This window comes from Phenylobacterium sp. LjRoot225, assembly GCF_964252855.1.
Classification (GTDB): Bacteria; Pseudomonadota; Alphaproteobacteria; order Caulobacterales; family Caulobacteraceae; genus Phenylobacterium.
Window position 1 is genome coordinate 700,280 of sequence record NZ_CAXUPL020000004.1, and the last position, 24,950, is coordinate 725,229.

Annotated in this window: 25 protein-coding genes, 1 tRNA gene and 1 pseudogene; 12 read left to right on the top strand and 15 right to left on the bottom strand. The window is 69.8% G+C overall.

Features of this window, described 5'->3' with window-relative positions; genetic code table 11:
• Window positions 1-58: 58 nt before the first annotated feature.
• Window positions 59-1,000, top strand: a complete 942-nt coding sequence (locus tag ACSQ2B_RS23405) for an IS481 family transposase (protein WP_436049975.1) — start codon at window positions 59-61, stop codon at window positions 998-1,000.
• Here ACSQ2B_RS23405 and ACSQ2B_RS23410 read toward each other — a convergent pair.
• Genes ACSQ2B_RS23410 through ACSQ2B_RS23420 form a run of 3 tightly spaced genes read right to left on the bottom strand, consistent with a single transcriptional unit; the run spans window position 997 to window position 5,095 of the window.
• Complete coding sequence (locus tag ACSQ2B_RS23410; RefSeq protein WP_436053763.1) at window positions 997-2,229, bottom strand: PQQ-dependent sugar dehydrogenase; 1,233 nt, start codon at window positions 2,227-2,229, stop codon at window positions 997-999. The genes ACSQ2B_RS23405 and ACSQ2B_RS23410 overlap by 4 nt on opposite strands.
• Window positions 2,230-2,243: 14 nt before the next feature.
• Window positions 2,244-4,067, bottom strand: coding sequence for an asparagine synthase (glutamine-hydrolyzing) (gene asnB, locus ACSQ2B_RS23415; RefSeq protein ID WP_436053691.1), 1,824 nt, complete (start codon window positions 4,065-4,067; stop codon window positions 2,244-2,246).
• Window positions 4,067-5,095 (bottom strand): glycosyltransferase, encoded by a 1,029-nt coding sequence (locus tag ACSQ2B_RS23420; protein ID WP_436053692.1) that lies wholly within the window; start codon window positions 5,093-5,095, stop codon window positions 4,067-4,069. Before ACSQ2B_RS23420 ends, asnB begins: the two co-directional genes overlap by 1 nt.
• Before the next feature lie 96 nt (window positions 5,096-5,191).
• On the opposite strand from ACSQ2B_RS23420, the gene ACSQ2B_RS23425 reads away from it, so the two are divergent.
• Together ACSQ2B_RS23425 and ACSQ2B_RS23430 are read left to right on the top strand one after the other, a co-directional pair.
• Window positions 5,192-5,268 (top strand) — tRNA-Met (locus ACSQ2B_RS23425).
• Window positions 5,269-5,706: 438 nt separating this feature from the next.
• Window positions 5,707-5,976, top strand: a complete 270-nt coding sequence (locus ACSQ2B_RS23430) for a hypothetical protein (protein WP_436053693.1) — start codon at window positions 5,707-5,709, stop codon at window positions 5,974-5,976.
• A 12-nt stretch (window positions 5,977-5,988) separates the two neighbouring features.
• Here ACSQ2B_RS23430 and ACSQ2B_RS23435 read toward each other — a convergent pair whose 3' ends face one another.
• A complete protein-coding gene (locus ACSQ2B_RS23435; protein ID WP_436053695.1) occupies window positions 5,989-6,849 on the bottom strand; it encodes a beta-1,6-N-acetylglucosaminyltransferase in 861 nt (286 codons plus the stop codon).
• 508 nt (window positions 6,850-7,357) lie between these two features.
• Here ACSQ2B_RS23435 and ACSQ2B_RS23440 point away from each other — a divergent pair.
• Complete coding sequence (locus ACSQ2B_RS23440; protein WP_436053696.1) at window positions 7,358-8,416, top strand: methyl-accepting chemotaxis protein; 1,059 nt, start codon at window positions 7,358-7,360, stop codon at window positions 8,414-8,416.
• A gap of 6 nt (window positions 8,417-8,422) precedes the next feature.
• On the opposite strand, the gene ACSQ2B_RS23445 is transcribed toward ACSQ2B_RS23440, so the two are convergent.
• The gene (locus ACSQ2B_RS23445; RefSeq protein WP_436053698.1) at window positions 8,423-9,604 is read right to left on the bottom strand and encodes a hypothetical protein; all 1,182 of its coding nucleotides are present in this window, start codon (window positions 9,602-9,604) and stop codon (window positions 8,423-8,425) included.
• Window positions 9,605-9,738: 134 nt separating this feature from the next.
• On the opposite strand from ACSQ2B_RS23445, the gene ACSQ2B_RS23450 reads away from it, so the two are divergent.
• Window positions 9,739-10,713 carry a mitochondrial fission ELM1 family protein gene (locus ACSQ2B_RS23450; RefSeq protein WP_436053700.1) on the top strand — a complete coding sequence of 325 codons (975 nt, stop codon included), beginning with the start codon at window positions 9,739-9,741 and terminating at the stop codon, window positions 10,711-10,713.
• On the opposite strand, the gene ACSQ2B_RS23455 is transcribed toward ACSQ2B_RS23450, so the two are convergent.
• Together ACSQ2B_RS23455 and ACSQ2B_RS23460 are read right to left on the bottom strand one after the other, a co-directional pair.
• On the bottom strand, window positions 10,710-10,904 hold the full coding sequence (locus tag ACSQ2B_RS23455; protein WP_436053701.1) for a hypothetical protein: 195 nt from the start codon (window positions 10,902-10,904) through the stop codon (window positions 10,710-10,712). The two genes, ACSQ2B_RS23450 and ACSQ2B_RS23455, sit on opposite strands and share 4 nt — an antisense overlap.
• 51 nt (window positions 10,905-10,955) lie before the next feature.
• A complete protein-coding gene (locus ACSQ2B_RS23460) occupies window positions 10,956-11,996 on the bottom strand; it encodes a DUF2125 domain-containing protein (protein WP_436053703.1) in 1,041 nt (346 codons plus the stop codon).
• Here ACSQ2B_RS23460 and ACSQ2B_RS23465 point away from each other — a divergent pair.
• Together ACSQ2B_RS23465 and ACSQ2B_RS23470 are read left to right on the top strand one after the other, a co-directional pair.
• Window positions 11,995-12,576, top strand: a complete 582-nt coding sequence (locus ACSQ2B_RS23465) for a gamma-glutamylcyclotransferase (RefSeq protein ID WP_436053705.1) — start codon at window positions 11,995-11,997, stop codon at window positions 12,574-12,576. The two genes, ACSQ2B_RS23460 and ACSQ2B_RS23465, sit on opposite strands and share 2 nt — an antisense overlap.
• Window positions 12,577-12,797: 221 nt before the next feature.
• Window positions 12,798-14,966 (top strand): Ig-like domain-containing protein, encoded by a 2,169-nt coding sequence (locus ACSQ2B_RS23470; RefSeq protein WP_436053706.1) that lies wholly within the window; start codon window positions 12,798-12,800, stop codon window positions 14,964-14,966.
• 11 nt (window positions 14,967-14,977) lie between these two features.
• Here ACSQ2B_RS23470 and ACSQ2B_RS23475 read toward each other — a convergent pair whose 3' ends face one another.
• From ACSQ2B_RS23475 to ACSQ2B_RS23490, 4 genes are read right to left on the bottom strand one after another with little or no spacing between them, the layout of a single operon-like run.
• On the bottom strand, window positions 14,978-15,682 hold the full coding sequence (locus ACSQ2B_RS23475; protein ID WP_436053708.1) for a lysophospholipid acyltransferase family protein: 705 nt from the start codon (window positions 15,680-15,682) through the stop codon (window positions 14,978-14,980).
• 11 nt (window positions 15,683-15,693) lie between these two features.
• The gene (locus tag ACSQ2B_RS23480; protein WP_436053710.1) at window positions 15,694-16,329 is read right to left on the bottom strand and encodes a YdcF family protein; all 636 of its coding nucleotides are present in this window, start codon (window positions 16,327-16,329) and stop codon (window positions 15,694-15,696) included.
• Window positions 16,326-17,219, bottom strand: coding sequence for a cell division protein FtsX (locus ACSQ2B_RS23485; protein WP_436053712.1), 894 nt, complete (start codon window positions 17,217-17,219; stop codon window positions 16,326-16,328). Before ACSQ2B_RS23485 ends, ACSQ2B_RS23480 begins: the two co-directional genes overlap by 4 nt.
• Window positions 17,216-17,872, bottom strand: coding sequence for a cell division ATP-binding protein FtsE (locus tag ACSQ2B_RS23490; RefSeq protein ID WP_436053765.1), 657 nt, complete (start codon window positions 17,870-17,872; stop codon window positions 17,216-17,218). Before ACSQ2B_RS23490 ends, ACSQ2B_RS23485 begins: the two co-directional genes overlap by 4 nt.
• 125 nt (window positions 17,873-17,997) lie before the next feature.
• Between ACSQ2B_RS23490 and ACSQ2B_RS23495 the strand changes: the two genes are divergently transcribed.
• Together ACSQ2B_RS23495 and ACSQ2B_RS23500 are read left to right on the top strand one after the other, a co-directional pair.
• Complete coding sequence (locus tag ACSQ2B_RS23495) at window positions 17,998-18,849, top strand: DUF3426 domain-containing protein (RefSeq protein WP_436053714.1); 852 nt, start codon at window positions 17,998-18,000, stop codon at window positions 18,847-18,849.
• Entirely contained in the window at window positions 18,842-19,369 is a 528-nt protein-coding gene (locus tag ACSQ2B_RS23500; RefSeq protein ID WP_436053716.1) for a phosphoribosyltransferase, read from the top strand. The genes ACSQ2B_RS23495 and ACSQ2B_RS23500 overlap by 8 nt, the downstream gene beginning before the upstream one ends.
• Window positions 19,370-19,430: 61 nt before the next feature.
• On the opposite strand, the gene lysA is transcribed toward ACSQ2B_RS23500, so the two are convergent.
• The 3 genes from lysA to argH are packed head-to-tail and all read right to left on the bottom strand — an operon-like array spanning window position 19,431 to window position 22,443.
• Window positions 19,431-20,705, bottom strand: a complete 1,275-nt coding sequence (lysA, locus tag ACSQ2B_RS23505; RefSeq protein ID WP_436053717.1) for a diaminopimelate decarboxylase — start codon at window positions 20,703-20,705, stop codon at window positions 19,431-19,433.
• The gene (locus ACSQ2B_RS23510; protein ID WP_436053719.1) at window positions 20,702-21,013 is read right to left on the bottom strand and encodes a hypothetical protein; all 312 of its coding nucleotides are present in this window, start codon (window positions 21,011-21,013) and stop codon (window positions 20,702-20,704) included. Before ACSQ2B_RS23510 ends, lysA begins: the two co-directional genes overlap by 4 nt.
• Window positions 21,010-22,443 carry an argininosuccinate lyase gene (argH, locus tag ACSQ2B_RS23515; protein WP_436053721.1) on the bottom strand — a complete coding sequence of 478 codons (1,434 nt, stop codon included), beginning with the start codon at window positions 22,441-22,443 and terminating at the stop codon, window positions 21,010-21,012. The genes ACSQ2B_RS23510 and argH overlap by 4 nt, the downstream gene beginning before the upstream one ends.
• Here argH and ACSQ2B_RS23520 point away from each other — a divergent pair, their 5' ends adjacent.
• Complete coding sequence (locus tag ACSQ2B_RS23520) at window positions 22,444-23,061, top strand: TlpA family protein disulfide reductase (RefSeq protein ID WP_436053723.1); 618 nt, start codon at window positions 22,444-22,446, stop codon at window positions 23,059-23,061.
• Between the two features lie 21 nt (window positions 23,062-23,082).
• Here ACSQ2B_RS23520 and ACSQ2B_RS23525 read toward each other — a convergent pair whose 3' ends face one another.
• Entirely contained in the window at window positions 23,083-23,499 is a 417-nt protein-coding gene (locus ACSQ2B_RS23525) for a helix-turn-helix domain-containing protein (RefSeq protein WP_436053725.1), read from the bottom strand.
• A gap of 394 nt (window positions 23,500-23,893) precedes the next feature.
• On the opposite strand from ACSQ2B_RS23525, the gene ACSQ2B_RS23530 reads away from it, so the two are divergent.
• Together ACSQ2B_RS23530 and ACSQ2B_RS23535 are read left to right on the top strand one after the other, a co-directional pair.
• Window positions 23,894-24,145 carry a hypothetical protein gene (locus tag ACSQ2B_RS23530; protein ID WP_436053726.1) on the top strand — a complete coding sequence of 84 codons (252 nt, stop codon included), beginning with the start codon at window positions 23,894-23,896 and terminating at the stop codon, window positions 24,143-24,145.
• A 233-nt stretch (window positions 24,146-24,378) separates the two neighbouring features.
• A pseudogene (locus tag ACSQ2B_RS23535) lies at window positions 24,379-24,950 on the top strand (ice nucleation protein); the annotation flags it as partial.

Consider the following 24,950-nt stretch of genomic DNA (forward strand, 5'->3'; position numbering starts at 1 on the left):
GGGAGGGGTCTGAACGAAGCTGGGGTTGCAACACTCCACTTCCACCGGAACTCCCCGGATGAACGTCCATAAGAATGCGCGGCTGACGCCGCGTGGTCGAGCCCTGATGGTGTCTCGGATCGTAGATGAAGGCTGGTCGGTGGCAGCTGCGGCGGAAGCGGCTGGGGTCTCGGTGCGGACGGCCCGCAAATGGGTGGGCCGGCGTCGTCGGGGGCCGAGCGAAGACTTCACCGATCGCAGCTCGGCGCCCCGACGATGTCCGCGCAGGACGTCGCAACCGCGGGTGATGCAGATCGAGCAGCTGCGCCGCCAGCGGATGACCGGGCCGGCGATCGCCCAGGCCCTGGGCATGGCGCGCTCGACGGTGGGCGTGATCCTTCGCCGGCTGGGGCTGGGCAAGCTGACGGCGCTGGAGCCCCGGCCCGAGGTGATCCGTTACGAGCGCTCGCGACCCGGCGAGATGATCCATCTCGACATCAAGAAGCTCGGCCGCTTCGACGTGGAAGGCCACCGCATCACCGGCGACCGCCGTAAAGGCGCATCCCGGGGAGCCGGCTGGGACTTCCTGCACGTCTGCGTCGATGACGCCTCGCGCCTGGCCTACACCGAGATCCTGCCTAGCGAGCGCAAGGAGGACACCACGGCCTTCCTCGAGCGCGCCCTGGCCTGGCTCGCCCGCCACGGCGTCACCGTCGAACGGGTGATGACCGACAACGGCTCGGCATATCGCTCCAAGCTCTTCGCCAAAGCCTTGCAGACCGCCGGCGCGCGTCACGTCCGAACCCGCCCCTACACGCCTAGGACCAACGGCAAGGCCGAACGCTTCATCCAGACCAGTCTGCGCGAGTGGGCCTACGCCAAGCCTTACGGCTCGTCGGCGGAGCGATCAAAGGCCGTCGGACCCTGGACCGACAGCTACAACCTCACCCGACCCCACTCCGGCATCAAAGGCTTCACCCCCTGGCAGAGGGTGAACAACCTTCTTGGTAACGACACCTAGCGCGGCGCCAGCTTCAGCACCCGTCCTCGGTCATTGTCGGTGGCGACGTAGAGCGCGCCGTCCGGGCCGACGATCACGTCGCGCACCCTTTCGTCGACCTCGCCGAGCAGCCGCTCTTCGCCGACCACCCGATCGCCGTCGAGCACCAGCCGGGTCAGCCGCTTGTCCTTCAGGCCGCCGACGAACAGGCTGCCCTTCCAGGCGGGGAAGAGGCTGGCCTCGTAGAAGGCCATGCCGGAGGGGGCGATCACCGGGTCCCAGTAGTAGACGGGCTGCTCCAGGCCGGCCTTCTGGGTGACGCCGCCGGTGATCTGGCCGCCGGCGTACTCGCGTCCGTAGGCGATGGTCGGCCAGCCATAGTCCCGGCCGGCGCGGACGACGTTGACCTCGTCGCCGCCGCGCGTTCCGTGCTCGACCTCCCAAAGCTCGCCCGTCCGCGGGTTCAGGGTCGCCGCCTGGATGTTGCGGTGGCCGGTCGAATAGATCTCCGGCTGGGCGCCGGCGCGACCGACGAAGGGGTTGTCGCGCGGGATGGAGCCGTCGGCGTTGATCCGCATCACCTTGCCCAGCCCGCTGTCGAGCCGCTGGGCCTGCATTCGGCCCGCGATGATCGACCGCTCGCCGGTGGTGATGAAGAGGGTTCCGTCGCGGGCGAAGACCAGCCGGGCTCCGAAATGGGCGGTGGAGCTCAGCGACGGCTTCTGCCGCCAGATGACGCGGACGTCGTCCAGCTTCGGCGGCGCGCCGGGGGACCGCGCCAGCCGGCCGCGGCCGACCGCCGTGTGATTGGCGTCGCCGTCGGGCTCGGAAAAGGCGAAGTAGATGAGGCCGTTGCGGGCATATTGCGGGTCGATCGCCAGCCCCAGCAAGCCGCCCTGGCCGCGCGCATCGATCGCCGGCAGCCCCGCCACCGCAGGCGACAGCTTGCCGGCCTCGAAAATCCGCAGCCGGCCCGGCTTCTCGCTGATCAGCAGGCCGCCGTTCGGCAGGAAGGCCAGGCCCCAGGGCTCCTCCAGCCCGTCCACATAGGTGGTCACCTGATAGGCGACATTGGAGCGGACCTCCGGCGCGCGGGTCTGGCCCGGGACGGCGGGGGTCTGGTCCGCGGCGTTGGCCCGCCCGGTCTGCACAGGCGCTCCGCCCTCTGCGCCTTGCGTCTGCGCCTGCCCGTTCGATCCGCCGCAGGCGGTCAGCAGGGCGGCGAGGCTCGCCAACATCGTCCACCGCAGCATCGCCCTCTCCCTCAGAGCGGCCCGACGACGCGTCTCAGAGCCTCGTCGGGCGAGGCGCCCTCGAGGTGGATCAGCGACCAGACCGCAAAAAACAGCAGCGGCCAACGCTGGCCGGCCGCCTCGCCTGCAAAGGCCCGCTGCACAGCCTCCGGTTCCCGTAAACGCCGAACGGCGTCGATCCGGGCGATCCTGGGCGCGATTTCGGCGGCGCGCGGGGCGATCCAGGTCTCGACCGGCACGGTGAAGCCCTGCTTCTTCGCCCAGGGCTCGGCCGCCGGGCAGGCGCGCTCCAGCCATTTGCGCAGCAGCCACTTGCCGTGGCGGCCGCGCACCTTGAAGCGGTCGGGCAGGGGATAGGCGAAGGCGGCCACCTCGCGGTCGAGGAAGGGGGTGCGGCCTTCCAGCCCATGGGCCATCAGGCAGCGGTCGAGCTTGAGCAAAAGGTCGTTCGGCAGCCAGGTGGCGACGTCGGCCCACTGGGCCTGCTGCAGGCGGGACAGGCCCTTCGGGGCGCCCCCTTTCTGCGCGGAAGCCTCGGCGCGCCAGCGGGCCAGGGCGCCGGGGCTTTCGGGCCGGGGTTCGGCGGGCCGGCCGCCCAGCCAGGCGGGGCGCAGCGCCCGGCGATAGCGGCCATAGCCGCCGAACAGCTCGTCGCCGCCTTCGCCGGTCAGCACCACGGTGAGGGTGTCCTTCGCCGCCTCGGCGAGCTTGTAGGTCGGCAAGGTCGCATAGTCGGCGGTGGGGTCGTCCAGCGCCCAGGCGACCTGGGGCAGGATCCGCCAGAAGTCGGCTTCGTCGAAGCGGGTCTCGCGCCAGTCGAGGTTGAGCGCGCGGGCCACCCGCTCGGCCTGGCCCCGCTCGTCCTTGGCGCCGGGCGCGTCGAAGCCGCAGGTGAAGGCGGTCACCGGCCGCGCGTTCAGCCGGGCCATCAGCGCAGCGATCGCCGCGGAATCGATCCCGCCGGAGAGGAACAGGCCGTAGGGCACGTCCGAACGCTGGTGCACGCGGACGCTGTCTTCGAGCACGGTGTCGAGGCGGGCGAGGAGGTCGGCTTCGGAGCTGAACGCCCCCTCAGTCAGCTTCGCTGACAGCTTCCCCGCACGCGGGGGAGCAGCGACCCGCTCCTCCCCTGCGAAGCGGGGGAGGTGGATCGCCGAAGGCGAGACGGAGGGGGCGTTCGGCGCGAGCGCCCGCCGCCGCCAGCCGCCGACCACCTCGCCATTGCGGACCTCGAGAACCTCGCCGGGCGCCAGACGGCGCACTCCCTTGAAGACGCCGCCCACCGTGTAGCTGAAGCCGAGCAGCTCCTCGCCGGCCTCTTCGTCCAGCTCCGGCGTCAGCAGGCCGGCGGCGAAGAAGGCCCGGGGCTCGGAGGCGAAGGCGAGGCCCGCCTCGTGCTCCAGCAGATAGAGCGGCTTGATGCCGAAGGGGTCGCGCGCCAGCCAGGTCCGCCCGTCGCCGCCGATCAGGCACAGCGCGTACATGCCGCGCAGCCGGTCGAAGGCCGCCGGGCCCTCCTGGGCGTAGAGGTGCAGCAGGGGCTCGAAGTCCGAGCCGGTGGCCAGCGCGCCGGCCAGCTGGAAGTCCCGCGTCAGCTCGAGGTAGTTGTAGATCTCGCCGTTGCCGATGACCGTCGCGCCGCCCGAATGCAGCGGCTGCCAGCCGCCCTCCAGGTCGATGATCGACAGTCGCGCGTGCGCCAGGGCCGCGTGCGCCGTGGTCTCCAGCCGCACCCCGTCCGGACCGCGGTGGGTGATCGCCCCGATCATCTGCGCAGTCCGCGCCTCGCCGGCCTCGCCGGGGGCGGGGCTGAGCATCCCGGCGATGCCGCACATCAGATCGCCCCGTAGTCGGAGAACAGCGCCTTCCACTGGGCGACCACCGCGGCTTCGGAGAACTCCAGCTGGATGCGCTGGGCCCCGCGCTTGGCGAAACGCGTGCTCAGGGCCTTGTCGGCGAGCAGCCGCTGCACGCCCTCCGCCAGCGCCTGGGCGTCGTCGATCGGCACCAGCAGCCCATCCTTGCCGTCCTCGATCAGCGCCTGCGGCCCCTGGCTGGCGGCGGCCACCACCGGCAGGCCGTGCGCCCAGGCCTGGATCACCACATTGCCCAGGGGCTCGTAGCGCGAGGGAAAGACGCAGACGTCGGCGGCGCGATAGAGGGCCGAGGCGTCGGTGCGCCAGCCCAGGAACCGCACCCGGCGTTCGACGCCGAGCGCCGCGGCCATCGCCTTCAGCCGCGCCTCTTCCGGCCCCGCGCCGGCTAGCCAGAGGTAGGCCTCGGGCAGGCTGGCGAGCGCGGTCAGGGTCACGTCATGGGCCTTGGATTCGTGCAGCCGTCCCATGCCCAGCAGCAGGGGCGCGTCCTCCGGCGTGTTCAGGCTGGCGCGCGAGGCCGGCGCCGCGTCAGCCGGTGCGGCGGCGAAGTTCGGGATCACGCGCACCCGTCCTGCCGGCCAGCCCTGGCCCACGATCCACTCGGCGATGTCCTCGGTGTTGGCCACCAGCTGGTCGAAGCCGGCGTAGTATTTGAGGTTGTAGTAGCCGCCCAGCCGGCCGATCCGCGCCCAGGGCCCCTTGGGCGTGTGGCGCGCGGCGCGGTTCATCCAGGCGACCAGCAGTTTGGCGTCGTTCAGCCGCGCATATCCCGCCGCCGCTGTCTTGGTCAGGATGTCGATGGGGCCGCCGAAGCGCAGCACCTTGGCGGGGACGCCTGCGGCCTTCAGCGCCGCCTCGCGGCCGGGATGGCGGCGCAAGGCCACGGCTTCGCCCACCCCCGCCCGCGCCAGCGCCCGGACCAGATCGACAAAGTAGGTCTCGGCTCCGCCGTCGCCGGACGTGCCTAGGAGGTGGAGCACGCTCATGAGGCGGCGAACCTAGCCGTTCACGCGCCTTCGCCCAAGCCGCTTGAAGAGGCGAAAATCTGACCCTATAACCCGCGCCTCGTTCGCGAGGCCCGTGGCTGGGTAGCTCAGATGGTTAGAGCGGTGGATTCATAACCCACAGGTCGGCGGTTCGATCCCGCCCCCAGCTACCAACGCTCCCAACCGAGCGTTCCCAGCGTGTTCGTTCAGCAGCTGGCCAGAGTGCCCTCGGTTTCAACGTCGATGGGCGCGCCGCGGTCTAGGCCCTCAAAGGCCGGAAACATATCAAGAACAACGACCCCGTGGCGAGTCCATTCCGGCGCGACATTGCCGCGCTAGGTGGCGCTTTCACACAGCAAGATGGTCTTTTGATGTGACCCGTTCATAGTCGGGGAAACTATAGTCTAGGTACCGAGTGATCTGTTGTCACTCAGAGTGATTGCGTACCTGTATGAAGAAGTTATTCGGTTTTATCCAGTCCGTTACGTCTCATATACTGTATGAGTGCTTTCGTCGTGGTGGTGGATGGGCGCGACTGATCACCGGACGGCCAGAAGCGCCTAAAATCGACGGTAGGTCCCACTTCGACCCACTCTGGTCAGGGGGCTGAGATGGTCGGCAAGCCCCCCTCTAGCCTTTCGCACTTCGGCTTCACAGATCTGGACTGGGCGAGGATCAAGATCCTCGCGCGCCAGGTCAGCGCCACCTATGTGCCGCCACCCCTGGACGACCTGGATGTTCCGTATCGCGTTGGCGCCTGCAAGCTGGGCCAGGAAGGCGGCTACAGCGGAAAACATGTCGCGAGCTGGAGGGGGCGGGCGATCTTGGTCTGGGAGATGACCGAGCCGGAGCGCCGAGACTGGGAGCGCCGTCGTCGCTAGCGACGCGTCAGCTCACCGGGCTGAGCTCACCCGGGCCGGAACCGGGCTTTTCGCGCCGATTGACGCGTCCAGCGCGTCCAGCACCTCGTGATCTTCGAACTTCCGGGCGAACAGCGCGCCGCTCGCACGCGCGGCGTCGAAGTCTGCAGCCTTCAAGACGGCGGGGTTCGAGGCGCCGGGCTCGAACGTCGAGTAGTTGAAGGCGGTGCGGACCACGTCCGACGAAAAGGGCGAGTTCGCCAAGATGGTCTGGATCATCATTTCGTCGGGCGCGAACGCCGTGCTGAAGAAGCGGGCGACCTTCCTGTTCTGCTCGAGGTAGCCGAGCAGGTGCTCCGCATGCTTGCGCGAGAGGCACCAGTAGCTTTGGCCGCCGTGCGGGTGGAGACCGCCGGGGACCTTCCGCGGGAGGAGTTTCAAGGCCTTCGGTTTCACGCCGCCGCGATGGAAGTAGTGGCGGTCGATGCGCTCGAAGCCGCCCCTGGGGCCCCATTTGTCGATCGGGAACGGAAGCATCCGCATCTGGGAGCGCTCCCCCAGGTTGGCGAGATGCTGCTCGATCTCCTGCTGCGGAACCAGCGGATAGCACTGGCCGGTGGCCAGGATGGCGTGGCTGGCGTCCGTCGTCAGGAACCACTTCAGGCCCTCGAGACTGGCGGCGACGTGGCCATACAGGCCCCAATGGCAGACGTGTCGCGGCAGAAAGGTCACGTCAGGCTTGAGCTTGACGGCCTCGCGAAACGGTTCGACGTCCGCCTTGCCGTCAATGTGAACCGCGATCGGGGCGGGATCCAAGGCCTCGACGAGGCGGGACAGCAGGTCCGGCCGCTTGTGCGCCAGAACGATGTATGCGGGCTTAGGTTTAAAGGTCACGACGAAGCCTACTGATGCGGGTGACCCTCTCGCAAGGGACATGGTCGAATTGCGGGGCGCGAGCGGAGCGCCTGAGCTCCGGCGCCAGCTTTCACGTCGCAGGTGACACTAGGAAGGCGCCCGTCCGCTTTTGCGGCGCGCGCGGAGCCCGACGCCGCCGCCGTCCAGATGGCCGCCGACAATTCCCGGCCGACGGCCTTCGACATCCGCCGGCCTGGCTGAGGCCTGAAGGGCCCAAGGCGAGCTTAAATTTTTCAGCGTCCCCACAGTTGTAAATCGCAAATCAGCGAGGGGAATTCGAGGCGCAAAAACTATGCAGATCCTCCAGATTCTGCGCGGATGCTCATCTTTTGACTCGGACGTCATGTAACAACGTGACGAATGAGGTCGAGAATTGGTCAATGTCTGACCATTTTCGACGCACGAGTCAGTAGTCTGATCAATTTTTGTGTTAGGGTCTGTTTAACCTCCACCTTCCGATTTCGCACGCCGAGAGGTGGAGCAGCGGATGCAGGACGATATTCTGGCCTTGGCTTTGGAGGTCTCGCGGATCACCAGCGAGAAGATCTCGCTGATCGAGAGCATCATGCGGCAGACGCGCCTTCTGGCGCTGAACGCGCGCATCGAGGCGGGGCGGGCCGGCGCGTCGGGCGCCGCCTTCGGCGTGGTGGCGCATGAGATGGGCAGCGTCTCGGCCAACATCACCGAGGTGGCCCAGGACTTGCGCGCCGCCGTCCAGGCCAATGTCGCGCGGATCGAGACCGTCGGGGCTGAGATGATGACCGCCTTTCGCGGCGCGCGGTTGCAGGACATCGCGCTGAACGCTGTCGAGATCATCGACCGCAACCTCTATGAGCGCTCGTGCGACGTGCGTTGGTGGGCGACCGACAGCGCCGTCGTCCAAGCCCTCGAGGTCCCGAGCCAAGCCTCGGCCGCCTACGCCATCGGGCGGCTGGCGACGATCTTGCGCGCCTACACCGTCTATCTGGACCTCTGGGTGGTGGACGCCGCCGGGCGGGTGGTCGCCAACGGCCGGCCGCAGGCCTATCCGGGGGCGGCGGGGACTGACGTCTCGGGCCAGGCCTGGTTCCGCGACGCCATGGCCACTCGCGACGGCGACCAGTACGTCGTCGCCGACGTCGAGACGGCGCCGGCCCTGGGCGGCGCGCCCGTGGCGACCTACGCCGCCGCCATCCGCGCCGGCGGCCAGCCGCACGGCCGGCCGATCGGCGCCCTGGGCATCTTCTTCGACTGGGCGCCTCAGGCCGCCACCGTGGTCGGCGGCGTCGGCCTGTCGGACGAGGAGAAGGGACGCGCCCGCGCCCTGCTGCTCGACGGCGGCGGCCGGGTGATAGCCGCCTCCGACGGTCGCGGCGTGCTGGCCGAGACCTACGCCCTCAAGTCGGAAGGCCGGCCGCGCGGCTTCTATGTCGAGGACGGGCGGCTGGTCGCCTATGCCCTGACCCCCGGCTACGAGACCTACGCAGGCCTGGGCTGGCGAGGCGTGATCGAGTACCGGCTCGGGGAGGCGCGCGAGGCGCCGGCCGCGAACATGGCGGCGGCCTGACGGTGCTCAGCCTGCCTGCCAGATGTCGTGTCCGAAGGCGTCGAGCGGCGGGGTGAAGGCCAGCGCCCGGGCGAGCAGGCCGCCGGGCGGCGCGGCGCGGAGCGCCTGCTCCAGCGTCCTCGGCGCGGCGCCCAGCCAGGCGTCGACGCGGCGCATGTCGCGGATGTTGTCGGAGAGCAGGTGGACGACGGCGCTCGGAAGGTTGAGCGGTTCGCGGCGATCCATCCGCCGCAACAGCGCCGCGCAGATCAGCCGCACGACGTGGTAGTTGTCGTCGTCGAGATCCACGTCCTCTCCGGCCTGCTCGGCCAGAAAGGCGTCGATCGCCTCGATCCGTTGGGGCCAGGGGGCGGCGAACAGCCGATCACGCTCGCCCGCCTCGCGCGTCGAGGCCCAGGCGTCGAGCGCGCGGTCGAGCGCCAGCGGCGCGCGGGAGGGGTGCTTGAAATCGACCTGCCCGGCGAGATCCGGGAAATGGGCGAGGGTGAAGGCTTCCCAGTCCTCGTGCTTGGCGGCGTGGAACAGCGGATCGTCGACCAGGGCGGTGAACGGCAGGTCCTGCTGGCCTTCACGCTGCAGCCGCATGGCGATCGGCTCGAGCTGCAGGGTCAGCTTGCAAACCGTCTCGAGATAGATGCGCAGCATCCGCTCCGGCCGCAGCCATTCGCCGCGCAGCTCCGGCAGGACGGCCGGGAGCCAGCGACGGATTTCGCCATAGGCGCGCATCTCCGCCGGCCGGCCGATCGCGAACTGGTCGTTGCAGCTCGCCGTATCGGGATCGCGGTCGGAAACGACAAGCTCGCCCACCCCCGGAACCTCGCCCGACCAGACCCCGTCGAACAGGGTGTCGAAGCGCGCGCGGGCGACCAGATCGTAGGGCTGGCCGGCGGCTTCGGCGAGCGCCAGGCTCTCGCCCACCGAGTGGAACATGTCGAAGATGGTCAGCGGCGGACACTTCGGGAAGCGCTCGGCGAGCAGCCGCTTCTCCGCGACGAACAGCGGCCGCGCCTCGACCCGCCAGGCGCGCGGCGCATAGGCCTCGACCAGGGCGTCCAGTTCGGCCGGGTCGCCCTCGCGCCAGGTGTGGAAGAAGACGTCCACCTCATGGTCGACGAAGAAGGCCAGCAGGCTCTTGCGCGTCGATCGCCAGGTGCGGGGCTGGCCGCTCAGGCAGAGCGCGATGCGCATGGCGGCGAGGCCCTCCGGTTGCTGGGGTGCAGGCTGGGAGCCTAGGACGATTCTGCGGGCCGCCTTGCTGCGGTCTGGCGGCGCGGGCTATTCGGCCCAGGGCGGGGCATGACGCGGCGGACGAGGCGGACGGTTTGGGCGAGCAGCGACACGGCGGAGTGACGGCCTGGGCGCTGACCACCGGCGAGGCCGGCATGCGCACCCAGGCGCGCGGCCTGGCCCGCGCCGTCGCCGACGAGGTGATCGAGAAGGTGGTGATCGCCCGCCCGCCCTGGCGCAACCTGCCGTCGGGCCGGCTGATCCTGCTGGGGCTCGAACCGCAGAGCGACCTGATCGGCCCGCCCTGGCCCGACCTCATCGTCTCCTCCGGGCGCCGCTCGGCGCTGATCGCGCGCGAGGCGCGCCGGCGGGCGAAGGGCGCGCCCTTGCTGGTGCATGTGCAAGATCCCCGGGCCGGCGTGCGTGATTTCGACCTGATCGTCGCCATGGACCACGACGACGTGCAGGGGGCGAACGTCGTGCGCGTCGCCACCGCCCTGCATGACGTGACCCCCGAACGGCTGTCGGCCGCCGCAGACGCCTGGCGCGGCCGGCTCTCGCCGCTGCGCCGGCCGCTGATCGGGGTGATCGTCGGCGGTCCCGCCGGACGCGCGCCCTTCGGCCTGGACGAGGGGCGCAGCCTGCTCGAGCGGGTGCTGGCCATGAAGGCGGCCGCCGCCGGCGGCGTCGCGGTCGTCCCCTCCCGCCGCACGCCGGACGAAGTGCTGGCCCTGTTCGCCGAGGCCGCCGATCGGGATCCCGACCTCTGGGTCTGGCGGCGCGAGGGCGACAACCCCTACCTCGGCGTGCTCGCCCTGGCCGACCGTCTGGTGATCACCGGCGACAGCACCTCGATGGTCTCGGAAGCGCTCGCGACGTCGTGTCCGGTGGAGGTGTTCACGCCGCGCCTGCGCCGTCGCCACCAGGGTTTCGTGCGCGGCCTGGAGGCGCGAGGCCTGATCCGCATCTTCGACGGAAGCTGGACCCAGCCGGCGCCGCGGCCGGCGGTGGACGCCACGGCCGAGGCCGCCGCCGCCGTGCGGCGTCTCCTCGAGGCCCGGCGGGGCTAGCCTTTGCCCGGGTCCGAAGACCGGGTCGGTTCGCGCGGCGCCTCGATCGGCTCGGGCCGATCGATCTGGCCTTTGTCGTCGGTGTCGCCCTGTTTGCCGCTGCTTCCCCATTGGCCGCCGTAGGCCGCGGGCTTGGCGGGGTCGGGCGCGGCCGGCGGCTCCGGCCGGCTCTGCGGTTTCTGGTTCGCCATCTTCGGCTCCTTCGCGGGAGAAAACGCGCGAAGGAGCCATGCGGCCGTCAACTATCGCGGGGTGTAGACCTTAGGCGCGGGGCCGAGCGCCACCGGCCCGAGGGTGGTCTGGCCGGCCTCGAAGTTGAGGGTCGCGCGGGCGGCCTCGCCGTCCTGACGGGCCAGGGCGACGATGCGGGCGGCGTCGGCGGCGGTGGGCGGGATCACGCCGGTGTCGGCCATGGCGCCGAGCGCGCGCGGGGCCTGGCGCAGGCTCACCGGCAGCACGCCGCGAAGCCGTCCGTCGCGGCCGACGCCCAGCTTGCTCGCACGGGTCTCGATCAGGGCGTCGCCGGCGGTGAGCTTGCCGTCGCGCACGGTCATCAGCCCGCCGGCATCGGACCAGCGGCGCACGGCCTCGGGCCAGCCCGGGCCTTCGAAGGCGCTCATCTTCGACAGGGTGGAGTTCCAGACGATGGAGACCGGCTTGCCGCCGGCGATGCGGCCGAAGAGGCCGGAGGCCTGGGCCTTGCCGTTGTCCAGCTTGGCGAAGACCCCGCCCTCGTCGTCGGGTCCTGCGCGCAGGTGAAACTCGACGAGGTCGGCGGCGCTCAGCGCGAAGGGCTGGGCCCCGGCCGCGGGCTGGAAGGTCAGGCCCTCGCCCTGGAAGGAGAAGCTCGGCGGCCGCTTGTCGAAATTCGTCAGGCTGGCGCGCAGCACCTTGCCGTTCACCGCCACGGCTCCGCCTTGCGGCCGCACGAAGGTCAGCCCCTGGGGCGCGGCGAGCACCCACATTCCGGTGGAATAGAGGAAGGCCTCGCCCTCCAGGACCGGCGCCTGCAGGCTCCAGCCGGACGGCTCCTGGACGCGGGCGTCGCTCAGCGTCACGTCCATGCGGAACGGAAAGCCGCCGATGGTTCGCCGACTCCAGCTCAGCTGGTAGCCGGCGCGGGAGAAGTCGGCGACTGCGGCCTCCATCCGCCCCTGCACCTGGCCGCGCGCCCAGAGCCAGAAAACGCTCCAGGCGACCGCTGCGACGAGCAGGAGGACGAAGGGAAGATAAAGGCCAAGCCTTCGGGGTTTGCGGGCGACGCCGGGATCGTGCAGAGACATGGACGCTTCTTTAGCGCGGGGCGGGATGGCGGACGAGCGCTGGGTCTTCGGTTATGGCTCGCTGATGTGGCGACCGGGGTTTGCGTTCGTCGAGCGCTGCGCCGCGACCCTGCATGGCCGCCGGCGGGCCTTCTGCATCTATTCGGTCCACCACCGCGGCACCTACGAGCGGCCGGGCCTGGTGCTTGGCCTGGCGCCGGGCGGGGCGGCCCGCGGGGCGGCCTTCAGGGTGGCCGAAGCCGACTGGCCCGAGGTCTACGCCTATCTGCTGGAGCGCGAGCAGCCGACCGAGACCTATATCGAGGCGCGCCGCGCAGTGCGTCTGGCCGACGGACGACGCGTCGAGGCGCTGGTCTTCCTCTCCGACGTCCGCCACGTCCAATGGGCGGGCCGCCTCAGTCTGGAGCGCCAGGCCGAGCTGATCGCCGGCGCCCACGGTCTCTCCGGCCGCAATGTCGATTACCTGCGCGACCTCGTGCTCCATCTGCGCGAGGAGGCGGTGCGGGATTCCGCCATGGAGCACCTGCTGGCCATGGTCGAGCAGCGGGAGCTGGCGGGACGTACGGTCGCCGCGACCTAACCGGCGACGCCGCCGGCAGATTTCTCGAACTGTTTTGGGCGATCAGGCGCTGACCTCGCCGTACACGGATGATGTGTGGCGATGATGGGGCGAAACTGCGGCGGCCCTAGCTCGAAAAGTGGCCGGGTGGACGCCTGCAATAACACATCTATGAATTAGCAATTCAAAGTTGTAACGATGGTTAACGGCTCGTAAACAAAGGGGCCGATGGGGAGGCGACTATGCCCACGACAACTTTGAGCCCGCCCAGCGGCCTTGCGGACGCCGCCATCGTCAACGGCTACGTCAACAATGTCCGGGACACCGCGAGCCAGGCGCTGACCGGCCTGGCCGACGCTGGCGTCACGATCAGGGTGTACAACGGCGCGACCCAGCTCGGGACCGCCACCGCCGACGAGAGCGGGGCCTGGAGTTTCACGCTCGGGCGGCTGGCGGACGGGCCCTACAAGCTGACCGCCACCGCCGTCGATGCAGAGGGACACGTCAGCGCCGCGAGCGAGATCCTCAGCTTCAAGGTCGACACCCGGCCGCCGTCCAAGCCAGGGACCCTGGCCGACACGAGCATCTCGAAGGGCTTCGTCAACGCGGAGCACAACACCGCCGACCAGGCCTTCACCGGCAAGACCGACGCGGGCGCCACGGTCACCGTCTACGACGGCGAAACCCAGCTGGGGACCGTCAAGGCCGGCGGCGACGGGACCTGGAGCTTCACCCTGGGGCAGCTCTCGGAGGGCGCCCACAAGCTGACGGCGACCGCCACCGACATCGTCGGCAACACCAGCGACCGCAGCGACATCCTGGCCTTCACGGTCGACACCCATGCGCCGGGCGCCCCCACCAACCTCGCCGACGCCAAGATCGTCGGCGGCTACGTCAACGCCGCCCGCGACGTCGCCAACCAGGCGCTGACCGGCAAGGCCGAGGCCTATTCCTTTGTCTCGGTCTATGACGGGGCGACCAAGCTGGGCCAGGTCCAGGCCAGCGGGACGGGCGTCTGGAGCTATACCCTGGGCAAGCTCGCCGACGGCGACCACAGCCTCGCCGCCACGGCCGCCGACAAGGCCGGCAACATCAGCGCGCCCAGCGCAGCCCTGGCCTTCATCGTGGACACCCAGGCGCCGCTGGCGAACATCTTCGCCATCCAGGAGACCGGGCCCGGAGGCCTCTTCATGGTCGGCGGGACCGAGCCGGGCACGACCATCACCGTCTCGGAAGGCTCGACGACCTTGGGCGCGGCCGTAGCCGACGAGAACGGCTACTGGAGCGTGACGCAGCCCGGCCTGGCCGACAGGCCGTACGACTTCAAGGTGACCGCGACCGACGCGGCCGGCAACAAGTCGACGACGATGTTGACGCTCTATCACGGCGGATCGATCGTCTTCGCCGACGGCGACATCGTTCTCGGCGGCCAGGCCGTGTCGGCAGGAGGAACGGTCAGCTATGACGGCGACGCAACGCCCTCACGCTTGGCGACCTTGGTTGGCGACGTGGATGGCCTGTCGGGGCAAGCGCGGGGCGGGGACGACATCCTAACGCTTTCGCACAACACTGCGCCTGCGGACGGGCCTGCCGCCACGGCGATCGGGGATGCAATCTACATCACGGATTACGCAGCCGGCGGCGATGACCAGGTCTTCGCATTCGCCGGCTTTGGCTCGGACGCCATAGCGACGTCAGTGGGCGACGCCGCAAGGCTGAGCGGGCACGCCACGGGCGGTGACGACACGGTGGACGCGCTGAGCATGAGCCTGTCCGTCGGCATAGGGGACGCCAACTCTCTTACGGACTATGCCCGCGGCGGCGATGACGTGGTCGTGCTCAGCGGCGGCGGTCCCCACGGATCGGCCACCCGGGGCTATGGCGACGGCGAGACCATGAGCGGGCATGCCGTGGGGGGCGACGACACGGTGACGGCCCACACGGCCTATGGAGACGCCCAGTCGCTGACGGACTACGCCCAAGGCGGCGACGATCTGGTGGCCGGAAGGGTCGACTATCCCAATTTTATAAGCTCGCTTTACGGCGACGGCGCGGAGCTGTTGGGCCACGCCCAGGGGGGTGACGACACCCTCGTGGGGACGGACCATGCGCCCGACGTCATGTGGGGCGACGCAGCAACCGTGGCCGCCACGGCGACCACCGGGGCCGATCTCTTTGTCTTTCACCTGAACGACCGGGAAGACAAGATCATGGATTTCGAGCCGGGGAAGGACAGGATCGAGCTCGTCGGCCTCGGCGTCACCGGCTTTGCGGACCTGTCCACCCATTTCCAGACCACGCCCGACGGCGTTCTGATCGGCTTCGACCCGACTGACGGCGCCGCCAACAGCATTCTCGTGCGGGGCGTGACCGTCGCCCAGCTGACCGCCGGTGATTTCGTCTTCAGCTAGCGCCGAGCGGCCTACTCCGCCAGCAGCCTGGTCGACGCCGTCTCGATCCGTTCGGTGAGGATGCGCATGAATTCCGCCCGCTTCAGGCCGGGCGGGATCGGCTCCAGATATTCGAAGACGATGACCCCGGGCTTGATCCGGAAGCCCTTGGCCGGCCAGTGGACGCCGGAGTTGGTCGCCATCGGATGCACCGGCACGTCGATCTCGCGATAGAGGGCGGCGATGCCGGGCTTGTAGTCGCCAGCCTGGCCGGGCGTGGTGCGGGTGCCTTCGGGAAAGATCACTACCTGGCGGCCGTGGGCGAACAAGGCCTTGGCCTCGCGCACCAGCTTCTTGAGCGCCGCCGAATGGCCGCCGCGATCCACGGCGATGTTCCCGACCCGCTGGGCGTACCAGCCGAACCAGGGGATCCACTTCAGCTCCTGCTTCATCACGAAGGCGGACGCCGGCAGCACGCTGAACTGGGCGAAGACGTCGAACATGCACTGGTGCTTTGGCGCGACCAGGGCCGCGCCCGTCGGGATGTGCTCGCGGCCCCGCACCACCACCCGGACCCCGCAGATCCGCAGCAGGACGATGATGCCGGTGCTGTAGAACCGGAACATCGCCAGGATGCCGGAGAGCGGCCCCAGCAGCAGCGGCGTGGCGAGGATCGCGACGCTCGCGGACCAGAGATAGAAGAGCGCCGCGAACAGCACGGATCGGATGGCGTTCACAGTCAGCCCTTCTATTGCGCCGCCGCGGCGGGCTCCGAGCCCGGCGCGGGCTCGCGCGGCCCCAGCCCCAGGACCGCTTCGCGGCCGAGGATCGCCAGATACTTGCAATATTCCACCACCATCAACCGCGTGCTTCGCGGCGAGCGCCACCAGCGGCCGGATTTCAGCGAGGGCGTGGGGACGGCGTAGGTCTGCAGGTGGAACTCGGGCTCGCGCATCACGGCGCGCAGCTCCAGCATGGCGCGGGGCATGTGGTAGTCGGTGGTGACGATGATCAGGCTCTTGAAGCGCATGGTGCGCGCCCAGTCGGCGGTCTCGCGGGCGTTGCCGACCGTGTCGGCGGCGGTGAAGCCCAGGTCCACGCAGCAGTCGTAGAGCCGGCGCGCGGGCTTGGAGACATTGCGGATGTCCTCGCGGGTCGCGTCGCGGTTGACGCCGCTGATCAGCAGGCGCCGGCCCATGCCATCCTGCAGCAGGTTCAACGCTGCGGCGATGCGCTCGTTCGAATTGGCCCCGGTCAGGGCGACCACGCCGTCGGCCGGGTCGGGATAGGGCGCCGGCGTCGACTGCTGCACCCGCGCGGCGAAGGCCAGCAGGCCTGCGACCCAGATCAGCGCGAGCACCAGGAAGGCGGCGATGGACTTCATTGCATCTCCCGGATCAGGGCGCCGGCCGTGAGCCGCGCGGCGATCGCCGCCACGGCGGCGGCCAGCAGCGGGCAGGGCAGCACCGCCAGCAGGTCCGCCCAGGCGATCGGCAAGGCCGGCGTCAGCCCCTGGCTGCCGCCCAGCAGGCGAAGAATACCGCCCGACAGTATCGCACCGCCAGCTCCGATCAGGCCGGCCACCGCGGCCACCCGCGCAAACCGCAGCTGGAACAGGCGGGCGATGAAGCTGTCCTCGGCGCCGGTGAGGTGCAGCACCTCGACCACGTCGCGCTGGGCGGCGAGGCCGGCGCGCGTGGCGAAGGCGACCACCGCGGCGGCGGCTCCGGCGATCAGCAGGAAGACGACGGTTCCCATGCCCCGGGCGACGCCGGCGGCGCGGCGCACGTCCTTCAACCAGAGACTATGGTCGTCGACGATGGCGTCGATCCCCTGGCTCTTCAGCGCGGTCTCCAGCGCCCCTGCGGTCGCCGGCGTGCGATCGTCCAGGCTGACGGCGACCAGGCGGGGCACCGGCAGGTCCTCGACGTCGGCCACGTCGCCCAGCCAGGGGCGGACCAGGTCGTAGGCCTTCTGCGGCTCCAGGGCCCGGGCCTCCGTCACCCCGGTCACGCCGGCCAGGGCCTCGGCCGCCTTGGCGGCGGCGCTGTCGGGCGTCTCGCCCGGCCGCGGGCGGACGATCACCGTCGCCTCTGCGGAAAGCTGGCGGGTCCAGCCGCTGGCGGCACGGTCGGCGGCGATCACGCCCAGCGCCGTGACGCAGGCCAGGAAGCAGAGCACGGCGACGACGAAGACCAGCGCGCCGTCGCGGGTCTCATGTTCCGGAAGGAAGGGCGCCGGCCGCCAGCGGGCCGGGTCGAACATCTCGCTCATGAGAGCGCCGGACCCTGCGGCGGCATCAGGCTGAGCCGGCCGCCCTCAAGGTGCATCGACGGCCGCCCCGAACGGGCGACGAGGTCTTGATCATGGGTGGCGATCAGGATGGTCGTCCCCAGCCGGTTCAGCTCGACGAACAGGCGGTAGATCCGTAGCGCCATGTCGTGGTCGACGTTGCTGGTCGGCTCGTCGGCCAGCAGCACCTGCGGCCGATTGACCACGGCCCGGGCGATGGCCAGGCGCTGCTTCTCGCCGCCGGCCAGCGTCGGCGGCAGGGCGTGCATGCGCGCGCCCAGGCCGACCCAGCTCAGGAGCTCGGCGACGTCGGCGCGATAGTCGGCCGCCCTGGCGCCGCTGATCCGCAGCGGCAGGGCGGCGTTGTCGAAGGCGCTCATGTGGTCGAGCAGCAGCAGATCCTGGAAGACCACGCCGATGCGCCGGCGCAGCTCAGGTCGCGCCTGGGGGGCCGCATGTGCGACATCATGGCCGAACAGGTGGATCAGTCCCTTCGAGGGTTTGGCGGCGAGGTAGATCAGCTTCAACAGCGAGCTCTTTCCCGCGCCGGAGGGGCCGGTCAGGAAGTGGAATGACCCTTGAGCCAGGCTGAACGAAAGATCCCGCAGCACATCGGGACCTCGCCCGTAGCGCATCGAGACGTCGTCGAAACGAACCACCTCGTCGGAATCGTTCGCAAAAGTCGCGATAGGGTTTCTGGACATGAGGGCCGAAATCGGCGACCTCGGAGGAGGTTGCTGGAGCGTCCGATTCGGCCGTCATGATACTGTCCTGTCCAGAGTGCGCCACCAGCTATTTCGTGGACGACTCGCGCATCCCCGTCGACGGACGTCGGGTGAAGTGCAGCAGCTGCGGTCACCGCTGGTTGGCCGGACCTGAGGGTCCGATCCTCGAAGCCGACAGCTTCGAGCCGACGCCCGAACCTGTGTACGTCGAGCCTGCGGCGGTCGCGCCGGAGGTCGAGGTCGAGGCGGTCCCGGAGGAGGTCGAACCGCCGCCCGTTCGCCGGCCGGCGCGCCGCGTCCCTCCAGCCCGCGCCGACGGCCGCTCGAGCGCCCTGGTCTGGGCCGGCGCCGCCGTCCTCGCCGCCGCCCTGATCGCCGGCGTCGTCGTTTTCCGCGAGCAGGTCGTGCGGATCTGGCCAAAGAGTTCGGCGGCCTATGCCGGCCTCGGCCTTGAGGTCGCTGGCGGCGGCCTGGTGCTCGAGCAGGTGCAGGTGAAGCCCGACTTCCTCGGCGGCCACCCCATCCTCGCGGTGACCGGTGCGATCCGCAACGTCCGCGACGTGCCGGTGGACGCGCCGCCCGTGCGTCTGACCCTGCTCAACCGCGCCGGCCAGCCGGTGGCGGCCAAGATCGCCCGGCCCGACGACGCCACCATTCCCGCCGGCGCTCTGCGACGCTTCGCGGTCAACATGCTGGATCCGCCGGCCACCGCCCGCGATCTCGAAGTCCGTTTCGACGCCGGCGGCCATGGCAAGCCGGTGCGCACGATCGCCGCCGCGGAGCCGCCGGTCGCCGAAACGCCAACCGCGCCTCCGCCTGTCGAAGCGGTTCCCGCGCCGGCGGACGCGCCTGCGCTCTCACCTGCTGCGGCGACCGAACATGGCTGAACCGATCGGAACCATCCTGCTGAACGAGGCCGAGGTGGCCGAGCGGGTCGAGGCGCTCGCCCGCGCCATCGCCCCCCGGATCGACGACGAGACGGTCGCGGTCTGCCTGCTGACCGGCGGACTGTGGTTCTGCAGCGACCTGATGCGCGCCCTGGCCCGGGCCGGCCGCCATGTGCGCTTCGACGCCCTGTGGCTGGCCTCCTACAAGGACGAACGCGTCTCCACCGGGCGCTGCGAGGTCCGCGCCGACCTGCAGCGGCCGCTGGTCGGTCGCAAGGCGCTGGTGGTCGACGACGTCTTCGACACCGGCCTGTCGCTCTCGGAAGCCTATCGGCTGGTCAATGACGCCGGCGCGGCCGAGGTGCTGACGGCGGTCTTCGCCCGCAAGCCCTGGCCCCACGAGCGGGCCAGACAGCCCGACTTCGTCGGCTGGGAGGCGCCGGCCCGCTACCTGGTGGGCTATGGCATGGACTCCGCCGGCGCCTACCGCGGCCTGCCCTACATCGGCGCCCTGGACTGACGCGTGTCATCCCGGTCTTCGCTGCGCGAGACCGGGATGACAGAAATTGGAGTGGAGAGGGCTACCCCTCCAGCCACGGCGCCGGGCGTTCGCGCTCCAGCATCTCCTCGTAGGTCGGCCGGGGCCGCACGACGGCCCATTGATCGCCCTTCACCAGCACCTCGGGGACCAGCGGGCGGCTATTGTATTCGCTGGCCATGGCTGCGCCGTAGGCCCCGGCGCTCATGAAGGCGATCAAGTCGCCGGGCTCGATCGGGGCCAGGGTCCGGTCGCGGGTGAAGGTGTCGCCGGTCTCGCAGACCGGGCCGACGACGTCGTAGACGACCCCTGCGCCGGTGCGCGGACGCAGCGGGCGAATGTCGTGGTAGGCGTCGTACATCGCCGGCCGCATCAGGTCGTTCATCGCCGCGTCGAGCACCAGGAAGCGGCGGCCCTCGGGCCGCTGGTGGATGTGCTGCACGCGCGCCACCAGCACGCCGGCGTTGGCGGCGATCACCCGGCCGGGTTCGAAGGCGAGCTGGACGTCCAGGCCCTGGGTCACGCGGCCGATCATGGCGGCGTAGGCGTCCGGGCCGGGCGGCTCAGGCTGGTTAAAATAGGGCACGCCCAGGCCGCCGCCGAGGTCGAGGCGCTCGACGTGCATCCCCTCGCCGCGCAGCCGCTCGACCAGGCCGCGCATCTTGGCGAAGGCGGCCTCCATCGGGGCCAGGTCGGTGATCTGGCTGCCGATGTGACAGGCGACGCCCACCGGCTTCACGCCGGCCATGTTCGAGGCGTTGGCGTAGAGCCGCTCGGCCTCGGCGAAGGAGACTCCGAACTTGTTCTCCGCCTTGCCGGTGGCGATCTTGGCGTGGCCGCCGGCCTCGACGTCGGGATTGACCCGGATCGCCACGATCGCCCGCTTGCCGAGCCGCTGGCCGACCTGGTCGACCAGGCGAAGCTCTGGCTCGGACTCGAGGTTGATTTCGGCGACGCCGATCTGCAGGGCGAATTCGATCTCCGCCTCGGTCTTGCCGACGCCGGAGAAGACGATGCGCTCGGGCGGCACGCCGGCGGCGAGCGCACGGCGGATCTCGCCTTCCGAGACCACGTCGGCCCCGGCGCCGAGCTGGGCGAGCGTCTTCAGCACGGCGACGTTGGAGTTCGCCTTGACGGCGAAGGCGATCAGCGGATCGCGCAGGCCGGCGTTCACCAGGGCGTCGCGCAGCACGGTGTAGTGCCGCTCCAAGGTGGCGGAGGAATAGACGTAGACCGGGGTGCCCACAGCCTCGGCGATCTTCGCCAGCGGCACGTCTTCGCAGAAGAGCTCGCCCCCCTGCAGCTCGAAATGGTTCATTGCGGGTTGGCGTAGGGGTCGGGGAGGACGCCTTGCGGGGCGGAGGCGGCCGGATTCGGGCTCTGGCCCTGGATCGGCGCGGTGCGCGAGGGCGCGGTGTTCAGCCACTCGTCACGCGGATCCACGGTCGTGACCGGCCGCGAAGGATCCCGCGTCTCGCGCGAGGCCTCAGCGTCCGGGGCGGGCGTGCGTCCGAAGAGGGGCGCCGGCCGCTGCAGTTCGCCGGTCTTGCCGCAGCCCGCGAGGGCGACAGCCACGACCGCGAGGCCGGCGAGCGTCAGCGCGCGCAGGGGGGTGAGGCGGCTCATTGCAGGATCTCCTTCCAACGCGTGATCTGCGCCCGGACCTGGTCCGGCGAGGTCCCGCCATAGCTCTTACGGCTGGCGACGGAGGCTTCCGGCGTCAGCACTTCGTAGATGCGATCGTCGATGCGCGACTCCAAGGCCTGCAGCTCCGCGATCGGCAGGCCGGGCAGGTCGCAGCCGAGCGTCTCGGCCCGCTTCACGGCCGCGCCGGTCACATGGTGGGCGTCGCGGAACGGCAGGTTCAGCTCGCGCACCAGCCAGTCGGCGAGGTCGGTGGCGGTGGAGAAGCCCGCGCCGGCGGCCGCCGCCATCCGCTCGGTGTTGGGCGCCAAGTCCGCGACCATGCCGGCCATGGCCCGCAGCGACAGCTCCAGGGCGTCGAAGGCCTCGAAGGTCGGGACCTTGTCCTCCTGCATGTCCTTCGAATAGGCCAGCGGCAGGCCCTTCATCACGACCGACAACTGCTGGAACGACCCCAACGCCTTGCCCGCCTTGGCCCGGATCAGCTCGGCGGCGTCGGGGTTCTTCTTCTGCGGCATGATCGAGGAGCCGGTGGTGAAGGCGTCCGACAGTCGGATGAAGCCGAACTGCGGGGTCATCCAGATGACGATCTCCTCGGCCAGCCGCGAAAGGTGGAGGGCGCAGATCGAGCCGGCGGCCAGGGCCTCCAGGGCGAAGTCGCGATCCGAGACGCTGTCCAGCGAATTGGCCGTCGGCCGGGCGAAGCCCAGCGCCTCCGCCGTCATATGGCGATCGATGGGGAAGGGAGAGCCGGCCAGGGCCGCGGCGCCCAGCGGACTCTCGTTCATCCGCGCCCGCGCGTCGGTGAAGCGGCCCGCGTCGCGGCCGAACATCTCGACATAGGCCATCAGGTGGTGGCCGAAAGTCACCGGCTGGGCGGGCTGCAGGTGGGTGAAGCCCGGCATCAGCACCTCGGCGTGCGCTTCGGCCTGGGCCAGCAGCGCCTTCTGGAGCGCCTGGATGAGACCAGCCGTCCGGTCGCAAGCCTCGCGCACCCACATGCGGAAGTCGAGCGCCACCTGGTCGTTGCGCGACCGCGCCGTGTGCAGCCGCCCGGCCACAGGCCCGACCAGCTCGCGCAGGCGGGCCTCCACGTTCATGTGGATGTCTTCGTATTCCTCCCGGAAGGGAAAGGTCCCGGCGGCCATCTCGTCGCCGATCGCGGCCAGGCCCTGCTGGATGGCGGCTTCGTCCTCGCTTGAAATGACGCCCGCCTTGCGCAACATCGCCGCGTGCGCCCGGGACCCGGCCAGGTCCTGCAGCGCCAGCCTGCGGTCGAAGCCGATCGAAACGTTGATCGCCTGCATCAGTTCGGCCGGTTTGTCGGAGAATCGGCCGCCCCACATCGCCTGCCCGGCGGTCTGGCCTGCTGCCGGGGCGGTCTTTTGAGCGTCAGAGGAAGAGTCTGTCATATGAGCGATCAATCCGGGGCGAAACTCAGAGGCGGGTTCCTGAAGTGGGCCCTCTGGGGCGCCGCACTGATCGGCGTCGCGGCGGTTCTCTACATCATCGTCCAGGCTTCCATCAAACCTCACCAGGAGACCAGCCTCACGGCGGTCGCGCGCGGGGAGATGAAGAAGCTGGTCGCGCCCGCCGAAACCACGGTCGCGCCGACGCACGTCTTCTATGACGCCGCAGGCAAGCCGGTGCGCGCCGCGGACTTCAAGGGCAAGGTCCTGGTGCTGAATCTCTGGGCCACCTGGTGCGCGCCCTGCATCGCCGAGATGCCGACGCTCGCCAAGCTGGCGGCCGCCTACGCCGGCAAGCCGGTGGCGGTGGTCGCGGTCAGCGTCGATACGCCGGCGGACGCCGACAAGGCCAAGACCTTCATCGCCAAGCAGGCGCCGCTGGCCTTCTATGGCGATCCTGAAATGAAGCTGCCCTTCGCCTTGAAGCCCCCGGCGGCCGGCATGCCGACCACCATCATCTATGGCGCGGACGGCCTTGAGCGCGGACGCCTGTCAGGCGGGGCGGACTGGTCGGGCGTCGACGCCCGCCAGGTCATCGACCAGGTGCTGGCCGACCAATGAGGTTTCGCCTCGGACCTGACGTCAGGCCGAGAGCTTCATCGGAGCGGTCCGAGCCTCGGCGGCCAGGGTGCGAATCAGGCCCAGCAGGCTGCTGCGCGTTTCGGGCGTGAGGCGCTCGAACGCCGACAGCAGCTCCAGCGCGCCCGGGGTTCGCATGCGGTTGAGAAGGTCAAGGTCGCCTGGCGTGCCGCCGTCCGGCCCGTCGAGCACGTCCATCAGGTCGACGACCCGGCACTGAAGGGCGCGGGCGATCTGCACCAGCCGCGAGAAGGAGATGCGGTTGGCGCCGTTCTCATACTTCTGAATCTGCTGGAAGCTGACGCCGCACTGTTCGGCGAGGGCTTCCTGAGAGATGCCGAGGCTGCGCCTCCTGATCCGCACCGCCGCGCCGAGGGCGATGTCCATAGGATCCGGCGCCTTCGTCGATAGCTCGCTCACAGCACTGCTCCTCCTAGAGACCGCGGACTCAAAGTTGTTCCCCGTGCCGCCCAACAACTATGTCCTTTATTTCAATAGCGAAAAGGGGGGTGCGACGTCGGGTTCCCAAGCTGGGCCATAAGTGGGGGGTCTGAAGGTCGTGAAATTTCCGTGACAGCCTTCCGATGCACTCGGGAAAGCGCGGCTTTGACCCGCGCGGCCGCGACTTGGCGTCGCATCGGGCCTCAGGGCCGCCGTGTTGGCCTTGGCGCGCCTGATTTTCGGGATTGCCGGACCCGCGCCGGCCGCCGGCCGCAGGAATCGTTCGCGCGGGGCCGAAGATCGTCAGCAAGTTAAGCTTCTGGTCACCGAAGCAAGGCCGAATCTGGGGTTCCGCCGCCAACGATCGGAAGCCATGCGAGCCAGTCGTTCCCATCCGCACTTCGACCACGGAGCCGCCCTGCGCGTCCCGCCGCCGCACGACGCCAAGAACTGGCGGACGTTGTGGATGTGGCTCGGAGAGGACGCCCACATCATGTCCGAGGGCGGCGCCGTCCAGGTGCGAACTCCGGAAGGTCCGGTCGTGGCCCATTGCGGCGACTGGATCGTCCTTTCGCATTCGGGCTCGTTCCACGTCGCCCACGCCGCGCGCACCTGCGACGCCTGAGTCTCGGGGCGCGAGCCACGGTCTCGCGTATCTCACACCTTCTGTATCGACGAGCCGCGCCCGCCCAATTGCGGCGAGCGCCTAACGCCGTTCGCCACAGAGATTAACAACCGTAACCATTTGGAAAGGTGATTCTGGTCTAAGCCGTGTGCGCCAATAGCGCTTTTGGGGCCTGCTTTCGTCTCTCACGACCTGACCGACAGAATGTCGGCAGTTCCGACCAGGATGGTGTCATGTCGATCTCGTCGCTCTCTGCCGCACAGATCAGCAATCTGTCGGTCACCGCCATCCAGGGCCTCACCACAACCGACATCTCGTCGCTCAATGCGACGCAGCTCGGTGCGATCAACACCACAGACATCGGGGTCCTGACCACCACGCAGGTCGGCGCGATCAGCGCGACGCAGGTCAAAGGGCTGACCGCGACGCAGATCCCCTACTTCCAGAGTTCGATCGTCTTCAGCGCCACGCAGCTGTCAGTGTTCAATGGGGCGCAAGCCGGCGCCTTGAGCACGGACCTGCTGACCGCCTTCGACAACACTCAGATTAACGCGCTCAGCACGACCGCACTGGCCGGGCTGAACAGCACCAAATTCTCCGCCCTGAGCAGCGATCAGGTACACGGGCTGAGCACTGCGCAGTTGAAGGCGCTGACCGCCACCCAGCTGGGCGGCCTGACCACCGCCGATGTCGGCGAATTCACGTCGACGCAGCTCGGCCAACTGTCCTCGACGCAGCTGAACGGCCTGGGCGCGACGAACCTGGCGGCGCTGGACGAGACCCAGCTCGGCGGCCTGACCTCGAC

Coding starts and splice junctions, on each gene's coding strand:
- ACSQ2B_RS23490 (WP_436053765.1), bottom strand. CDS start 17,872: ATGCGCTACGGGCGAGGTCCCGATGTGCTGCGGGATCTTTCGTTCAGC.
- ACSQ2B_RS23460 (WP_436053703.1), bottom strand. CDS start 11,996: ATGTCTCTGCACGATCCCGGCGTCGCCCGCAAACCCCGAAGGCTTGGC.
- ACSQ2B_RS23520 (WP_436053723.1), top strand. CDS start 22,444: ATGAGCGATCAATCCGGGGCGAAACTCAGAGGCGGGTTCCTGAAGTGG.
- ACSQ2B_RS23430 (WP_436053693.1), top strand. CDS start 5,707: ATGGTCGGCAAGCCCCCCTCTAGCCTTTCGCACTTCGGCTTCACAGAT.
- ACSQ2B_RS23455 (WP_436053701.1), bottom strand. CDS start 10,904: ATGGCGAACCAGAAACCGCAGAGCCGGCCGGAGCCGCCGGCCGCGCCC.
- ACSQ2B_RS23480 (WP_436053710.1), bottom strand. CDS start 16,329: ATGAAGTCCATCGCCGCCTTCCTGGTGCTCGCGCTGATCTGGGTCGCA.
- argH (WP_436053721.1), bottom strand. CDS start 22,443: ATGACAGACTCTTCCTCTGACGCTCAAAAGACCGCCCCGGCAGCAGGC.
- asnB (WP_436053691.1), bottom strand. CDS start 4,067: ATGTGCGGCATCGCCGGGATGCTCAGCCCCGCCCCCGGCGAGGCCGGC.
- ACSQ2B_RS23405 (WP_436049975.1), top strand. CDS start 59: ATGAACGTCCATAAGAATGCGCGGCTGACGCCGCGTGGTCGAGCCCTG.
- ACSQ2B_RS23500 (WP_436053716.1), top strand. CDS start 18,842: ATGGCTGAACCGATCGGAACCATCCTGCTGAACGAGGCCGAGGTGGCC.
- ACSQ2B_RS23495 (WP_436053714.1), top strand. CDS start 17,998: ATGATACTGTCCTGTCCAGAGTGCGCCACCAGCTATTTCGTGGACGAC.
- ACSQ2B_RS23470 (WP_436053706.1), top strand. CDS start 12,798: ATGCCCACGACAACTTTGAGCCCGCCCAGCGGCCTTGCGGACGCCGCC.
- ACSQ2B_RS23530 (WP_436053726.1), top strand. CDS start 23,894: ATGCGAGCCAGTCGTTCCCATCCGCACTTCGACCACGGAGCCGCCCTG.
- ACSQ2B_RS23445 (WP_436053698.1), bottom strand. CDS start 9,604: ATGCGCATCGCGCTCTGCCTGAGCGGCCAGCCCCGCACCTGGCGATCG.
- ACSQ2B_RS23465 (WP_436053705.1), top strand. CDS start 11,995: ATGGACGCTTCTTTAGCGCGGGGCGGGATGGCGGACGAGCGCTGGGTC.
- ACSQ2B_RS23485 (WP_436053712.1), bottom strand. CDS start 17,219: ATGAGCGAGATGTTCGACCCGGCCCGCTGGCGGCCGGCGCCCTTCCTT.
- ACSQ2B_RS23440 (WP_436053696.1), top strand. CDS start 7,358: ATGCAGGACGATATTCTGGCCTTGGCTTTGGAGGTCTCGCGGATCACC.
- lysA (WP_436053717.1), bottom strand. CDS start 20,705: ATGAACCATTTCGAGCTGCAGGGGGGCGAGCTCTTCTGCGAAGACGTG.
- ACSQ2B_RS23420 (WP_436053692.1), bottom strand. CDS start 5,095: ATGAGCGTGCTCCACCTCCTAGGCACGTCCGGCGACGGCGGAGCCGAG.
- ACSQ2B_RS23510 (WP_436053719.1), bottom strand. CDS start 21,013: ATGAGCCGCCTCACCCCCCTGCGCGCGCTGACGCTCGCCGGCCTCGCG.